16 protein-coding genes are annotated in these 13,680 nt (G+C 70.3%); 13 read left to right on the forward strand and 3 right to left on the reverse strand.

What is annotated here, in order from left to right; genetic code table 11:
• Nucleotides 1–24 precede the first annotated feature (24 nt).
• Together AB0B50_RS25640 and AB0B50_RS25645 are read left to right on the forward strand one after the other, a co-directional pair.
• Nucleotides 25–693, forward strand: a complete 669-nt coding sequence (locus AB0B50_RS25640; RefSeq protein ID WP_362336327.1) for a GntR family transcriptional regulator — start codon at nt 25–27, stop codon at nt 691–693.
• A 109-nt stretch (nt 694–802) separates the two neighbouring features.
• Nucleotides 803–1,369: a putative immunity protein gene (locus AB0B50_RS25645; RefSeq protein ID WP_362336330.1), complete on the forward strand. Its 567-nt coding sequence runs from the start codon at nt 803–805 to the stop codon at nt 1,367–1,369.
• A 12-nt stretch (nt 1,370–1,381) separates the two neighbouring features.
• Here the strand turns inward: AB0B50_RS25645 and AB0B50_RS25650 are convergent, their stop codons facing one another.
• Nucleotides 1,382–1,771 (reverse strand): VOC family protein, encoded by a 390-nt coding sequence (locus tag AB0B50_RS25650; protein WP_362336333.1) that lies wholly within the window; start codon nt 1,769–1,771, stop codon nt 1,382–1,384.
• Nucleotides 1,772–1,897: 126 nt separating this feature from the next.
• Here AB0B50_RS25650 and AB0B50_RS25655 point away from each other — a divergent pair, with 126 nt between their 5' ends.
• Nucleotides 1,898–2,800, forward strand: coding sequence for a LysR family transcriptional regulator (locus AB0B50_RS25655; RefSeq protein WP_362336335.1), 903 nt, complete (start codon nt 1,898–1,900; stop codon nt 2,798–2,800).
• Between the two features lie 60 nt (nt 2,801–2,860).
• Here the strand turns inward: AB0B50_RS25655 and AB0B50_RS25660 are convergent, their stop codons facing one another.
• Nucleotides 2,861–3,427, reverse strand: coding sequence for a TerB family tellurite resistance protein (locus AB0B50_RS25660; RefSeq protein ID WP_362336337.1), 567 nt, complete (start codon nt 3,425–3,427; stop codon nt 2,861–2,863).
• Nucleotides 3,428–3,631: 204 nt separating this feature from the next.
• Between AB0B50_RS25660 and AB0B50_RS25665 the strand changes: the two genes are divergently transcribed.
• The 7 genes from AB0B50_RS25665 to AB0B50_RS25695 all read left to right on the forward strand — a co-directional run bounded on the left by AB0B50_RS25665 (nt 3,632) and on the right by AB0B50_RS25695 (nt 10,587).
• Nucleotides 3,632–4,768 carry an LLM class flavin-dependent oxidoreductase gene (locus tag AB0B50_RS25665; protein ID WP_362336340.1) on the forward strand — a complete coding sequence of 379 codons (1,137 nt, stop codon included), beginning with the start codon at nt 3,632–3,634 and terminating at the stop codon, nt 4,766–4,768.
• A complete protein-coding gene (locus AB0B50_RS25670) occupies nt 4,768–5,814 on the forward strand; it encodes an alpha/beta hydrolase (protein WP_362336343.1) in 1,047 nt (348 codons plus the stop codon). The genes AB0B50_RS25665 and AB0B50_RS25670 overlap by 1 nt, the downstream gene beginning before the upstream one ends.
• A gap of 81 nt (nt 5,815–5,895) precedes the next feature.
• Nucleotides 5,896–7,299, forward strand: a complete 1,404-nt coding sequence (locus AB0B50_RS25675) for a DUF6421 family protein (protein WP_362336346.1) — start codon at nt 5,896–5,898, stop codon at nt 7,297–7,299.
• 26 nt (nt 7,300–7,325) lie between these two features.
• Nucleotides 7,326–8,066, forward strand: a complete 741-nt coding sequence (locus AB0B50_RS25680; RefSeq protein ID WP_362336349.1) for an SDR family oxidoreductase — start codon at nt 7,326–7,328, stop codon at nt 8,064–8,066.
• Entirely contained in the window at nt 8,063–9,133 is a 1,071-nt protein-coding gene (locus tag AB0B50_RS25685) for a low specificity L-threonine aldolase (protein WP_362336352.1), read from the forward strand. The genes AB0B50_RS25680 and AB0B50_RS25685 overlap by 4 nt, the downstream gene beginning before the upstream one ends.
• A 100-nt stretch (nt 9,134–9,233) precedes the next feature.
• Nucleotides 9,234–9,827 (forward strand): transglutaminase domain-containing protein, encoded by a 594-nt coding sequence (locus tag AB0B50_RS25690; protein ID WP_362336355.1) that lies wholly within the window; start codon nt 9,234–9,236, stop codon nt 9,825–9,827.
• 64 nt (nt 9,828–9,891) lie between these two features.
• Nucleotides 9,892–10,587 (forward strand): phenylalanine--tRNA ligase beta subunit-related protein, encoded by a 696-nt coding sequence (locus tag AB0B50_RS25695; RefSeq protein WP_362336358.1) that lies wholly within the window; start codon nt 9,892–9,894, stop codon nt 10,585–10,587.
• Nucleotides 10,588–10,603: 16 nt separating this feature from the next.
• Here AB0B50_RS25695 and AB0B50_RS25700 read toward each other — a convergent pair whose 3' ends face one another.
• Complete coding sequence (locus tag AB0B50_RS25700; RefSeq protein ID WP_362336361.1) at nt 10,604–11,332, reverse strand: lysophospholipid acyltransferase family protein; 729 nt, start codon at nt 11,330–11,332, stop codon at nt 10,604–10,606.
• A 192-nt stretch (nt 11,333–11,524) separates the two neighbouring features.
• Between AB0B50_RS25700 and AB0B50_RS25705 the strand changes: the two genes are divergently transcribed.
• The 3 genes from AB0B50_RS25705 (at nt 11,525) to AB0B50_RS25715 (ending at nt 13,658) form a co-directional block, all read left to right on the forward strand.
• Nucleotides 11,525–11,896, forward strand: a complete 372-nt coding sequence (locus AB0B50_RS25705; RefSeq protein ID WP_362336364.1) for a thioredoxin family protein — start codon at nt 11,525–11,527, stop codon at nt 11,894–11,896.
• 234 nt (nt 11,897–12,130) lie between these two features.
• The gene (locus tag AB0B50_RS25710) at nt 12,131–12,640 is read left to right on the forward strand and encodes a flavin reductase family protein (protein WP_362336367.1); all 510 of its coding nucleotides are present in this window, start codon (nt 12,131–12,133) and stop codon (nt 12,638–12,640) included.
• A gap of 232 nt (nt 12,641–12,872) precedes the next feature.
• Entirely contained in the window at nt 12,873–13,658 is a 786-nt protein-coding gene (locus tag AB0B50_RS25715; RefSeq protein WP_055699785.1) for an electron transfer flavoprotein subunit beta/FixA family protein, read from the forward strand.
• Nucleotides 13,659–13,680 lie beyond the last annotated feature (22 nt).

Consider the following 13,680-nt stretch of genomic DNA (forward strand, 5'->3'; position numbering starts at 1 on the left):
CCAGATCGAAGGGACCACCACCGCATGGGGCACCTGAAGCACCGCGACCTCAACGCCACCCGGGAGCGGCTGCGCGACCAGGTGTCCCACGCCCTGCGCGCCGCCCTGATCTCCGGCGAACTGCGCCCCGGCGGCGTGTACTCGGCACCCGCCCTGGCGGAGGACTTCGGCATCTCGGCGACGCCGGTGCGCGAGGCGATGCTGGACCTGGCACGGGAGGGCCTTGTCGAACCCGTACGCAACAAGGGGTTCCGGGTCACCGAGGTCAACGAACGCGACCTCGACCAGTACACGGAGATCCGCGCCCTGATCGAAGTCCCCATGATCGGCCGGATCACGAAGAACGCCGCCCGCGAGGACTTGGAGGCCCTGCGTCCGGTCGCGGAGGAGATCGTCCGCGCCGCCCGCGAGCACGACCTCATCGCCTACCTGGAGGCCGACCGGCGCTTCCACCTCTCCCTGCTCGCCCTCTCGGGCAACGACCGCCTCGTCGAGACCGTCGGCGACCTGCGCAAGCGCTCCCGCCTCTACGGCCTCACCGCCCTCGACGAGCGTGGTGAGTTGCTCCCGTCGGCGCAGGAGCACATCGAACTCCTCGACCTGATGCTCGCGGGCGAGGCCAAGGCCGCGGAGAAGTGCATGGCCAAGCACCTGGGCCACGTGCGCTCGCTGTGGGCGAGCAGCGACGGCTGAGGTCAGGGCAGTGACCAGCGGTTTGAAGCTTTGGTTCCCAACTTGCTGAAAACAGCCATTGGGGCACAGCAAAGCCTCAACCGTCATTTCAAAGATACGATCGCGGCATATGAGCGAAGAACCGCTGGTTGAAGAGCTGCAGGGCGAAGAGCTGCTGAGTGAAGAGCTGCTGAGTGAAGAAGACCGCCGCCATGTGACCCTCTACGCCGTCGACTGCGCCGAGCGCGCGCTGCCCCTGTTCGAGGCGAAGGCTCTCCTGGACACCCGCCCCTACGAAGCGATCGAGGGTGCCCGTGCCTTCGGGCGCGGAGGGCCGCGGACGAAGCAACTGCGCACGCTGGCCTGGGCGGCCTACGCCGCCGCGCGAGAGGTCGGCGACCCGGCCGCCGCGGCTGCCGCACGCGCCGCGGGCTCCGCCGCGGGAGCCCCCTACATGCACGCACTGGCCACCCCTCACCAGACGAAGCACGTCTTCGGACCCGCGATGTACCTGGCGCAGGCCCGTGAACTCGCGTCGGGCGGCGACCCCGGCATCGGGGACGAGGAGATCCGGTGGGCCATCGAGCGCGCGTCACCGGCCGTCCGCGCGGTGGTGCGCAGGTTCCCGGCCGGCCCTTCGGCCCGCACCCGCCTCGGCGCGTTCGCAAGCCGACTGGAAGCGGGCCTTCGCCGCTGAGCGCAAGGCCCCTCAGGCGTCCTGCGGGTACCAGCGCAGTTCCACGGTGTTCTCGTCCGGGTCCCGCACATAGACCGAGATCGCGGTGCCCCGGGCGCCGAAGCGCTCGCCGGGGCCGTCCACCACCGTGAAGACGCCGGAGTCGATGACCTCCTGCCAGTCGAGCGGCTCGACCACCAGGCAGATGTGGTCGACGTTCGAACCCCGCGGCTCGCCGCCGGACGGCGAGACGAGGTCGATGATGGTGTCGGCGCTCACGCGCACGGACGGGAAGGGCACCTTGCCGGCCCTCCACTCCTCCACGCGCACCGGTTCGAGGCCCAGCGGACCGGTGTAGAAGTCCAGCGAACGCTCGATGTCGGCGACGTTCAGAACGAGGTGATCGAAGGCGATGACACGCATGGCTGTCTGTCTCCTGGGACTCGGGACGGCGGCGTCGGAGCGCCGTGGATCTCAGCATCGCGCGGCGGCCATCCATCGGTCCAACACATGTTTGTCATCTCATTGATCATGCATCACGATGCATCGATGGATCTCCAGCAGATGCGCTACGTCCTCGCCGTGGCGGACACCGCGAGCTTCACCCGCGCCGCCGCGCGATGCCATGTCGTCCAGTCCGCACTCAGTCATCAAGTGGCCCGTCTGGAGAAGGAGTTGGGCGCCCGGCTGTTCGAGCGGACCAGCCGCCGGGTGCGGTTGACCGCCGCGGGGGAGGCGTTCCTGCCGGCCGCCCGTCAGGCCCTGGAGGCGGCCGAACGGGCACGGGCAGAGGTGGCGGCGGCCGCCGGTGAGATACGGGGCAAGCTGGTCGTCGGCGCGATCCCCACCGTGACGGCGGTCGATCTCCCCGGGGTGCTGGGGGGCTACCGCCTGCGCTACCCCCAGGTGCGGATCAGCCTGCGGGCCGGTTCGAGCGAGCGGCTCGTCGAGCAGGTGCGCGACGGCGGGCTTGACGCGGCCCTCATCGGCGTACCGCCCGGATTCCGGGCGCAGGGCGTCCGGGACCAGGAGCTCGCCCAGGGGCGGCACGTCGCCGTGGTCGCCCCGGGCCACCCGCTGGCCGCGGAGCGGGAGGTGGACATCCGCCTCCTCGCCGACGAGGTCTTCGTGGACTTCGCCGACGGCAGTGCCGCCCGCGCCCAGTCGGACGAGGCGTTCGCGGCGGCGGGCCTGCGGCGCGAGGTCGCCTTCGAGGTGTCCGGCGTCGAGCTCATGTCCCGGCTGGTCCGCCATGGACTGGGCATCGCCCTGCTGCCCGCGGCGTTCGCCGCCGAACTGCACGGCCTGCGGACCGTACCGGTCACCGACGGGCCGGTGCGGGAAGAGCGTCTCGTCTGGAGCCGCTTCGCCCCGTCGCCCGCGGCCTCCGCCTTCCTCGCCCTGCTGGGCATCGGCGCTCCGGCCGCCGCGGAGTCCGCCGCCGGCACCTGATCGCGGGTCCGGCCCCCGCCGCCCGGACGGAGGCCGAACTTCAGATCGGATATGCCCTGATCAGAGGCCGAACTCCTGCGGGGAGACGCCGAGCGCCTGGCACACCTCGCGCAGGACCTGCTCCTCGGCCGGGGCGATGTACCCGTCCGCGCCCGCGACGACGAAGCCGGTCTGCACGACGGCCTTGGCCTCCGTCGGCTTCTTGGCGGCCTTGGCGATCTCCTGCATGGCCTCGGTCTTGCCCTGCTGGAAGTTGAACGTCAGCTGGTCGACGTGCTTGTTGAACCGCTGCCGCAGCTGGTCCGGCGGGAAGTTCTGCAGGACGTCGTTCTGCAGGATGAGCGACTCCACGTGCTGGCGCTCGGCCGGGTCGACCGACCCGTCGGCGGCCGCGACCAGGGCGCACATGGCCATGGTGGCGTCACGGTAGGCGCCGCTCTTGAGCTCCGTCTTGAGGGAGGTGAGCTGGGTCTTGAGCAGGCCCACGAGCTGCGCTTTCGAGCCGCCGCCGGAACCCGACCCCGACCCCGACCTCGACCCCGGGAGGCCGTGACCGCCGGAGCCGCGTGCCCCCTGCGACTGCTGCAGACCCTTGGCCTGGTCCTTGATCCGGTCCCACATCGCCATCCGTGCCACCTCGGCTACCCGTTACCTGTGCCGCGCGTGGTCCGCGCGTCCCCCTGCCAACGCCCTCCCGCCCCACGAAGTTCCCCCTCGGCGTTCCCGTCGAAGTTTCCCCGCGCATCCCTTGCGGCTTCACGACCTGACGACTAGTCATATGACTGATCGAAACAAGGGCCATGCCGTACGGCACAACTCCCTGGAGGGCACGTGAAGTTCTCCGTCATCTTCGAAGCGCAGCTCGCCGACCCGACCGTCGAGCGCGAGCACCAGGTCATCCGCGACAGCGTCGAACAGGCGGTTTTCGCGGAAGAGATGGGGTTCGACCGCATTTGGGCGGTCGAGCACCACTCCCTCAAGTGGTACGCGCACATGAGCGCACCGGAAATCTTCCTGACCTGGGTCGCCGCGCGCACCAGCAGGATCAGGGTCGGGCACGGCGTCGTCTGCATGCCGTTCAACTTCAACCACCCCGCGCGGGTCGCCGAGCGCGCCGCCATGCTGGACCTGCTCTCCGGCGGCCGGCTCGACCTGGGTGCGGGCCGCGGTGGCACGGCACAGGAGACGTCGCTGTGCGGAGTGGACAGGGAACGTACGACCCAGGAGGTCGAGGAGGCCCTCCGGATCATCGGAAAGGCCTGGGAGAAGGAGGAGTTGGAGCACCACGGCGAACTCCTCGACATCGATCCGCACCCGATCCTGCCCCGCCCCGAGCAGACCCCGCACCCGCCGCTGTTCCTCGCGTGCAGCAGGACCGAGACGCTGACCCAGGCGGCCGAACTCGGCATCGGCGCCCTGGTGATGGGCTTCGCGGGACCCGAGTCGATCGCTCGGATGCGCACGGCGTACGACGCGGCGATCGCGGCCCGCACCGACGCGCGCTTCGTGTCGAGCGTCGTCAACGACCACTTCTCCGTGCTCTGTCCGACGATCGTGCTCGACGACCGCGAGACGGCACGGCGCGTCGGCATCCGCGGGCAGCGGTTCTTCGCGCAGTCCATCGGGCACTGGTACGGCGGTGCCGGAATCCCCGACGAGGCGGTCGTCGAGGGCAGCGACGAGGCCGCCGAGATGCGCAAGGCCGCCGAGCAGGTCGTCGCGCACCTGCACGAGCACAACATTCCGGTACGCCCCACATCCACCGCGACGTTCAACGCCGATCACGCGTACGGCACCGCGGACGACGCCATCGCCTATGTGGAGCGCCTGCGTGACGCGGGGGCCGACGAGATCATGTGCCTCGTCCAGATGGGCACCGTCCCGCAGGAGGCCTGCATGGAGACCCTGCGGCAGTGGGGCGAGAAGGTCATTCCGTACTTCCGCGCCCAGGAGGCGGGAGCCGTCTGATGGACCCGGAACTTCCGTCCCCGGCAGGTGGGCGCCCTCCGGCGCCCCCGGACCGCCTCGCCCCCGCCGCCCGCCCCCTCGTCGACGCCCTGGCCGCGGCCTTCCCCGACGTCGGCGGGGCCGTCACCGACGCCGCCGAGGCCCGGCGGATCCTTGACGCCGGGGCCCGCGCGAAGAAGCCGCCCGAGCGAGCCCTCGCCGTCGGCTCCGTCGTGGACCGCGCCGTTCCGGGCCCCGTCGGCGCCCCCGACCTCCCCGTACGCATCTATCTGCCGGATCCGGACGCCTTCCCGGACCCGCGCCCGACCGTCGTCTTCTTCCACGGCGGCGGCTACACCCTGTGCGGCCTCGACTCCCACGACGCCACGGCCCGCGGCCTGTGTGCGGGGGCCGGTGCCGCCGTGGTCTCCGTCGCGTACCGCCTGGCCCCCGAGCACCGCTTCCCCGCGGCCGTCGACGACGCGTACGCGGCGCTGTGCTGGGCGGCCGGGGAGTGCGCCGAACTCGGCGGCGACCCCGGTGTGCTCGTCACCGCGGGGGACAGCAGCGGCGGCGGGCTCGCCACCGCCGTGGCCCTCAGGGCGAGGGACCTGCGAGGGCCCGCTGTCGCGCTGCAGGTGCTGATCTATCCCGTGCTGGATGCCGCCCAGGACACGGCCTCCTACCGGGAGAACGCCGAGGGCTACTTCCTGACCGCCGCGCACATGCGCTGGTTCTGGCAGCAGTACCTCGGCCCCGACGGCGACGGGGCGCACCCCCTCGCCTCGCCGCTGCGTGCCGCCGACCTCGCCGGGCTGCCGCCCGCGCACGTCGTCACCGCGGGCTGCGATCCCCTGTGCGACGAGGGGCTGGCCTACGCGGAGCGGCTGAGGGCCGCGGGAGTGGAGGTCGTCCTGGCCCACTACCCGGAGATGTTCCACGGCTTCCTCGGCTTCCCCGACCTGCTTCCCGACGCGGGGGAGGCCGTGGCAAATGTGGCAGAAGCCGTCGCCTCGGCGGCAGTGGGCAGGAAAAACAGCGGTGGAGCAGGGGGTGGCGCAGGATAATTTCCCGAGGTCCCTCTTGTCGCGGAGAACCTCGCATGCATACGGTGTCCTTACGCGAGGTTCTCCCGTGGAGGATGGGTTATGACGGAAATTCTTGTGCAGTCGGGTACGGAGGGTGCGGTTCCTTCCGCTGGTGAGCGGGTGGTGGACCACCCGGCGTGGCCGGTGCTCAAGGATGCCGTGGAAGAGATCAGGCCCTGGCAGTCCGCGGACGGCTCCATCGACTTCGCGGCCGACGGCGCCCCGGCGAAGGCCGTCGCCGAGCTCACCGTGGACCGCGTGATCTCCGCGGTCGAGCAGCTCGCCCCGCTCCTGCCGCACGACGCCGCGTACCACCAGGCGCTCGTCGCGGACCTGCGCCGCTGGGTCGAGGGCGGTTTCGAGGTGCCGGACTTCCTGGACTCGCTGCTCGCCTTCCAGCCCGCGGCGCACCGTGAGGACGGCCTGCAGCACCTGGTCGTCTTCCCGATGTACACGCAGAACGGCAACCCCGACCGCAATCTCGAGGCGGTCGTGCTGCGCATGGTCTGGCCCGACTGGCTGGCCGAGCTGGAGCGCACGCGCTACGACAACCCGCTGTTCTGCGGCATCACCTTCGAGGACTTCACCGCCGGGTACGACACGAACTCGGCCGTCCTCTTCCCCGAGACGATCGCCGTGCGCGAGGCCCCCGAGCGCTTCTCCTGGGGCGGCATCTTCTGCGACCGGGAGGCGGCCCGATTCCGCCGCGTCACCGAGGCCGCCGTGGACCTCCTCGGGCTCGAACTGCCGGACGACATCCGGGCGATGGTCGGCGACCAGGACCGCTGCCAGCAGGCGTTCGTGCTGTGGGACATGGTCCACGACCGCACCCACAGCCACGGAGACCTGCCCTTCGACCCGTTCATGATCAAGCAGCGCCAGCCGTTCTGGATGTACGGCCTCGAGGAGCTGCGCTGCGACCTCACCGCCTTCAAGGAGGCCGTGAAGCTGGAGGCCGAGGGCGTCCCGCAGGCACGCGACGTGCAGTACGCCGTCCTCTTCGACCGGATGTTCCGCTTCCCGGTCACCGGCGACCGCGTCAAGAACTACGACGGGCTCGGCGGCCAGCTCCTCTTCGCCTACCTCCACAAGCACGACGTGGTCCGCTGGACGGACAACCAGCTCAGGATCGACTGGGAGCGTGCGCCGCAGATCACCAACCAGCTGTGCGGCGAGATCGAGGACCTCTACCGGGCCGGCATCGACCGCCCGAAGCTGGTCCACTGGTTCGCCGCGTACGACCTGGTCTCCCGCTATCTCGCCCCGCACCCCGGGTCGCGCTGGGCCAAGGGCCCGGAGGCCCTGGACACCTCGCTGCCGCCGCGCAAACTCGTCGACGAGGTGCTTCCCGACGAGTTTCCGCTCAGCATGTTCTATGAGGCGCTCTCCAAGAAGCTGAAGAACGTGATCGCCTCCACCAAGGGGATCACCGCTTCCACGAACGCCGAGAAGGTCGCCGCGTGAGCGGCCGCCAGGAGGAGGCGAGGACCATGTCCGCACTCGATGGAGCCGTCATCGCGGTGGCAGGCGCGGCAGGACCGGCCGGTCGGGCCACCCTGCTGAGGCTGGCCGAGGCGGGAGCCACCGTCGTGGCATCGGACGCCGACGCGGCGCGCCTCGCGGAGGCGGTGGACGCCGCGCGGTACGCGCACGGCGGTGCCACCGTCGTCGGTGACACGGTCGACCTCCTGGACCTGGACGCGGCCCGCGAGTGGGCGACGCGCACGGAGAAGGAGTTCGGGCGGATCGACGGCCTGGTCCACCTCGTCGGCGGCTGGCGCGGCAGTTCCAGCTTCGCCGAGACGGACCTCGCCGACTGGGACCTTCTCGAGAAGCTCCTGATCCGCACCGTGCAGCACACCTCCCTCGCCTTCGAGGACGGTCTGCGGCGCAGCGACCGCGGCCGCTATCTGCTGATCAGCGCGGCGGGCGCGTCCAAGCCGACCGCGGGCAACGCCGCGTACGCGGCCTCCAAGGCGGCGGCCGAGGCCTGGACGCTCGCCCTCGCGGACGCCTTCCGCAAGGCGGGGGGCGAGGACGGCCCGCGCGCGGCGGCTGCCATCCTGGTGGTCAAGGCGTTGGTGCACGACGCGATGCGCGCGGAGCGGCCCAACGCGAAGTTCGCGGGCTTCACGGACGTCAAGGAACTGGCCGAGGCCATCGCGGGCGTCTGGGAGCGGCCCGCCGGGGAAGTGAACGGAAACCGCCTGTGGCTGACCGAGAAGCCGTGAACCCTCCGAAGACCGATGCCCGGCGTCATCACGACCCCGACGTCCGCGGCTTCGCGAGCGACAACTACGCGGGCGCGCACCCGGAGGTGATGGCCGCCCTGGCCCTCGCCAACGGCGGCCACCAGATCGCGTACGGAGAAGACGACTACACCGATCACCTCCAGCAGGTGATCCGGGGGCACTTCGGCGCCACCGCCGAGGCGTTCCCGGTGTTCAACGGCACGGGCGCCAACGTCGTCGCGCTGCAGGCGGTCACCGATCGCTGGGGCGCGGTGATCTGCGCCGAGTCCGCGCACATCAACGTGGACGAGGGCGGCGCCCCCGAGCGCATGGCCGGCATCAAGCTGCTCACGGTGCCCACGCCCGACGGCAAGCTCACCCCCGAGCTGATCGACAAGCAGGCGTTCGGCTGGGACGACGAGCACCGCGCGATGCCGCAGGTCGTCTCGATCGCGCAGAACACCGAACTGGGCACGCTCTACACGCCCGACGAGATCCGCGCGATCTGCGACCACGCGCACCAGCTCGGCATGAAGGTGCACCTGGACGGCTCGCGGATAGCCAACGCCGCGGCCGCGCTGGACGTCCCCATGCGGACGTTCACCAACGCGGTCGGCGTGGACATCCTGTCGCTGGGCGGCACCAAGAACGGCGCGCTGTTCGGCGAGGCCGTCGTGGTCATCAACCAGGACGCGGTGCGCCACATGAAGCACCTGCGCAAGATGTCCATGCAGCTCGCCTCCAAGATGCGTTTCGTGTCGGTGCAGTTGGAAGCCCTGCTCGCCAAGGACCTGTGGCTGCGCAACGCCCGGCACGCCAACGAGATGGCGCAGCGCCTGGCCGAGGGCGTCCGCTCCGTGCACGGCGTGGAGATCCTCTACCCCGTCCAGGCCAACGCGGTCTTCGCGCGGCTGCCGCACGACGTGAGCGAGCGCCTGCAGAAGCGCTACCGCTTCTACTTCTGGGACGAGGCGGCGGGCGACGTCCGCTGGATGTGCGCGTTCGACACGCGCGAAGAGGATGTCGACGGGTTCCTGGCGGCGCTCAAGGAGGAGATGGCGCGCTGACGCCCGTCTCCGTAGCGGCTCAGCCATAAATCTGCATAAGTATGCGGCCGATCGTAAAGTCATTGACTCGCGGTCGGCCGTATTCCTATGCTCCCGTGGCATGCAGCTGATCCAGGAAACCCCTGACCTGTCCGCCTACTTGGCCGCCGACGAGGTCATCGACCATCACCACCCGCTTGTACGCGAGACTGCCGCGCGTCTCGCGGAGAAGGCCGCGGACTCATACGTATACGCACAGACCGCGTATGAATTCGTACGCGACACCATCCCGCACTCCGCCGACAGCGGCGACATGCGCGTCACCTGGCGTGCCTCCGACGTCCTGGCGCAGGGCACCGGCATCTGTCACGCCAAGGCCCACGCGCTGGCCGCGCTGCTGCGGGCCGAGGACATCCCGACCGCGCTCGCCTATCAGCGGCTGACCCATGACGCGGGGAGCGGGCACTGTGTGCACGGGCTCATCGCCGTACGTTTTCACGGGAGTTGGCATCGGCAGGACTGCCGGGGGAACAAGCCCGGCGTCGACGCGCAGTTCTCGCTGGCGGGGGAGCGGCTGGCCTGGGTGCCCGACGCCAAGTCCAACGAGATGGACTTTCCAGTACTCTATGCTGCACCGCATCCGGCGGTCCTGCGCGTCATGAAGGAGGCCCCGGACAGGCCGTACCTGTGGGAGAACCTTCCCGACGCGCTCTGACCCCTCCCGCCGGACCAGCCCCGCCCCGACGCAGCAAGGCAACCCGATGACATACGAGCCACACGTGCCACACACGCCACTCACGCTCACCGTCTCCGACGAGGTGCGCACCCTCGTGCCCGGTTTCACCCACGTCGCCGTCGAGGCGTACGGACTCCTCAACGGGCCCAGTACCGACGCCACTTCGGCTCTCCTCGACGAAGCGGCGCGCCGTGTGGCCGTACGCCTGGACGGGCGCGCCCCGCACGAGGACCCGCACATGGTCGCCTGGCGCGCCGCGTACACGGCGTTCGGCGCGAAGCCCTCGCGCACCCGCAACTCCGCCGAGGCGCTCGCCAAGCGGGCCCTCGCGGACGGCGGGCTGCCGCGCATCAACGCTCTCGTCGACCTCTACAACGCGATCAGCGTGGCCCATCTGATCCCGGTCGGCGGCGAGGACCTGGACCTGATCAAGGGCGGCATGCGTCTGGTGCGGGCCACGGGCGACGAGGACTTCGTCACCGCGGCCGCGGGGGAGACGGTCGTCGAGCACCCGGACGCCGGCGAGGTCGTGTGGTGCGACGACGAGGGTGTCACCTGCCGCCGCTGGAACTGGCGCCAGGGCCCGCGCACCCGCCTCACCGAGGAGTCGGCGAACGCGATCTTCCTGCTTGAGGGCATGGGGCCGGACGCCGGTCTCGAGGCGGCGGGCGCCGAACTCGCCGAGCTCCTGGAGAAGTTCAGCCCCGGGGCGCGGATCGCGCTCCGCGCACCGGAGTAGACGAGCGGGCCGGAGCTCAGCCCGCCTCGGCGGCCTTCACCTCGGCGGGGGTCGGCGCCGTGCCGCCGAGGTGCGCCGGCATCCACCACGTGTCGTCCGGACCCTTGGGGCGTACGGGATAGGCGCGCTGTGCGGCCTCCAGGAGCTCCTGGCAGCGCTCGCGCAGCCGCCGGGTGATCGCGCCCGCGTACTGGTCCTTGGGGGCCTCCACCGGCTCGCCGACGCGGATCGTGATCGGCAGGTGGCTGCGCTTGAAGTTGCGGGGGTGTCCCTTGGTCCACAGCCGCTGCGTGCCCCACAGGGCCATCGGGATGAGCGGCACCCCGGCCTCCTGGGCCAGGCGGGCGGCGCCCGACTTGAACGTCTTGAGGGTGAAGGACTGCGAGATGGTCGCCTCGGGGAAGACGCCGACGATCTCTCCGGAGCGCAGCGAGTCCAGGGCGTGGGCGTAGGCCGCCTCGCCCTGCTTGCGGTCGACGGGGATGTGCTTCATCCCGCGCATCAGCGGCCCGGAGATCTTGTGGCGGAACACCGACTCCTTCGCCATGAAGCGCACCAGGCGCTTCTGCGGCAGGGCGGCGAGGCCGTCGAAGATGAAGTCGAGGTAACTGATGTGGTTGCTGACGAGGACCGCACCGCCGGAGCGTGGGATGTTCTCCGACCCCTTGCAGTCGATCTTCAGGTCCCATGCCTTGAACAGGGTTTTCGCGGCACCGATGACCGGACGGTAGACAAGCTCTGCCATGGGTGGGGAGGGCCCTTCGTTTCTGCCTGGGGAGGGGGCTCCCGGCGGGAAAGTTACGCAGCCGTAGGTTTTCGGCGTTGCGCAGATCGTGCCCCATCAACGGACGGCTGGCCACCCTTGGTGCCGCGGATCCGGGAGATTCTCGTCACGTCGGAATCTTTGCGGACGTGTGAGCGCTGTACGGGGGAGCGAATGGGCGCGGCGAACGGGACCAGGGTGTCGGGGCGGGAGGCAGAGGTGCGAGGACGTGACACCGGGCGACGGCTCGGCGCGACGGACATCGGTGGAGCACTGGGGGAGCGGGCCACGCTCGTGCAGTTCTCCAGCGCCTTCTGTCAGCCCTGCCGTGCCACTCGCAGAGTCCTCGCGGACGTCGCCGCGATGGTCCCGGGCGTCTCCCATGTGGAGATCGACGCCGAGGACCACCTGGAACTCGTACGCGAACTGCGCGTCCTGAAGACCCCCACCGTGCTCGTCCTCGACGCGGAAGGCCGCGTGGTGCGGCGCGCCGTCGGACAGCCCCGCAAGGCCGATGTCATCGCCGCTCTGGGTGAGGCCGTGTGAGTGGTTCCCGCGCAGGTCACGGCGTATGGCCCGGTGGTGCGGCAGTGATCCTTCTTTCATCTCGCGGAATGCACTTGACTGCATGTGCCATCTGTCGCGAGCCTGCATCCATGCCTCGGGACCTCCTTCTGTACGAGCGCGTCCATGTCGACCTCGCCCGCCATGCCAGCGCGCGCTGTCGGCACTGCTGAGCACCGACGACCTGGTCCGTACCTCCGGCAGAAGGACAATTCCATGACGGCATCGACCGCCCTCGGCACTTCCCGGCTCACCACCCCCGATCTGCTGCGCTCGGTCTTCCGACGGCATGCCGCGGGGGTCGCGGTGATCACCGCCGCGCAGGGCTCCCGCCCCGTCGGCTTCACCGCCACCTCGCTCACCTCCGTCTCGGCCGAACCGCCGATGATCTCGTTCGGCATCGGCACCGGCGCCTCCAGCTGGCCCGCGGTCTCCGAGGCCGCGCATGTCGGCGTCCACATACTCGGCGAGCACCAGCAGGAGCTGGCCGCCACCTTCGCGCGCAGCGGTGCCGACCGCTTCGGCGCGCCCACGCGCTGGCGCGAGGGGCCCGAGGGGGTTCCCGTGCTCGACGGCGCGCTGGCGTGGCTGGTCTGCCGGATCGTGGCGCGCGTGCCCGCGGGCGACCATCGTCTGGTGCTCGCGGAGGTCGTCGACGGCGACCCCGTGGGCGAGGGCCGCCCGCTCCTGTACCACCAGGGTCGCTTCAACGCTCTGCGCGACTGAGAGTTCCCGGCGGACCGGTGCTCCGGTCGATTACGGAGCGTTGGGAAGGTCACAGTTCAAAGCGCTTGCTCAGTGGGAATGAACTGGGTGTACTCATGAGTAATATTTCGTTCGGAGCGCGGGCCGCCCCGACCGGGATCCGCCGCTTCAGGCGCCTATGCTGCCTGGAAGAAGGCAGTGGCCATGAGCCAAGGCAGCAGCCCAGTTAAGACGATGCAGTAGGAGAGCCGGCGTGAGCTTGAGGATCGTTGTCTGTGTGAAGTACGTGCCCGACGCCACCGGCGACCGGCACTTCGCCGATGACCTGACCGTCGACCGCGACGACGTCGACGGCCTGCTGTCGGAGCTCGACGAGTACGCGGTCGAGCAGGCACTGCAGATCGCCGACGAGGCGGACGACGCGGAGATCACCGTGCTGACCGTCGGCCCCGAGGACGCCAAGGACGCGCTGCGCAAGGCGCTCTCCATGGGCGCCGACAAGGCTGTCCACGTCGAGGACGACGACCTGCACGGCACCGACGTGATGGGTACCTCCCTGGTGCTCGCCAAGGCCATCGAGAAGACCGGTTACGACCTGGTCATCGCCGGTATGGCCTCGACCGACGGCACCATGGGTGTGCTGCCGGCGATCCTCGCGGAGCGCCTCGGCGTCCCGCAGGTCACGCTGCTCTCCGAGGTCTCCGTCGAGGACGGTGTCGTCAAGGGCCGCCGTGACGGCGACACCGCCAGCGAGCAGCTGGAGGCCTCCCTGCCGGCCGTCGTGTCCGTCACGGACCAGTCGGGCGAGGCTCGTTACCCGTCCTTCAAGGGCATCATGGCCGCCAAGAAGAAGCCGGTGGAGTCGCTCGACCTGGACGACCTGGACATCGACGCCGAAGAGGTCGGCCTCGAGGGTGCCTGGACCAAGGTCGACTCCGCCGCCGAGCGTCCGGCCCGCACGGCCGGCACGATCGTCAAGGACGAGGGCGAGGGCGGCAAGCAGCTCGCCGAGTTCCTCGCGGGCCAGAAGTTCATCTGAGCTTCAGTCACCCCTCAACCGC

It is taken from the genome of Streptomyces sp. NPDC041068 (assembly GCF_040647455.1).
Lineage (GTDB): Bacteria > Actinomycetota > Actinomycetes > Streptomycetales > Streptomycetaceae > Streptomyces.

Excerpts from the sequence above, each read along its gene's own strand:
- AB0B50_RS25640 (WP_362336327.1), top strand. The coding sequence starts at position 25 with ATGGGGCACCTGAAGCACCGCGACCTCAACGCCACCCGGGAGCGGCTG.
- AB0B50_RS25645 (WP_362336330.1), top strand. The coding sequence starts at position 803 with ATGAGCGAAGAACCGCTGGTTGAAGAGCTGCAGGGCGAAGAGCTGCTG.
- AB0B50_RS25650 (WP_362336333.1), bottom strand. The coding sequence starts at position 1,771 with ATGCGTGTCATCGCCTTCGATCACCTCGTTCTGAACGTCGCCGACATC.
- AB0B50_RS25655 (WP_362336335.1), top strand. The coding sequence starts at position 1,898 with ATGGATCTCCAGCAGATGCGCTACGTCCTCGCCGTGGCGGACACCGCG.
- AB0B50_RS25660 (WP_362336337.1), bottom strand. The coding sequence starts at position 3,427 with ATGGCGATGTGGGACCGGATCAAGGACCAGGCCAAGGGTCTGCAGCAG.
- AB0B50_RS25670 (WP_362336343.1), top strand. The coding sequence starts at position 4,768 with ATGGACCCGGAACTTCCGTCCCCGGCAGGTGGGCGCCCTCCGGCGCCC.
- AB0B50_RS25675 (WP_362336346.1), top strand. The coding sequence starts at position 5,896 with ATGACGGAAATTCTTGTGCAGTCGGGTACGGAGGGTGCGGTTCCTTCC.
- AB0B50_RS25680 (WP_362336349.1), top strand. The coding sequence starts at position 7,326 with ATGTCCGCACTCGATGGAGCCGTCATCGCGGTGGCAGGCGCGGCAGGA.
- AB0B50_RS25690 (WP_362336355.1), top strand. The coding sequence starts at position 9,234 with ATGCAGCTGATCCAGGAAACCCCTGACCTGTCCGCCTACTTGGCCGCC.
- AB0B50_RS25700 (WP_362336361.1), bottom strand. The coding sequence starts at position 11,332 with ATGGCAGAGCTTGTCTACCGTCCGGTCATCGGTGCCGCGAAAACCCTG.
- AB0B50_RS25705 (WP_362336364.1), top strand. The coding sequence starts at position 11,525 with ATGGGCGCGGCGAACGGGACCAGGGTGTCGGGGCGGGAGGCAGAGGTG.
- AB0B50_RS25710 (WP_362336367.1), top strand. The coding sequence starts at position 12,131 with ATGACGGCATCGACCGCCCTCGGCACTTCCCGGCTCACCACCCCCGAT.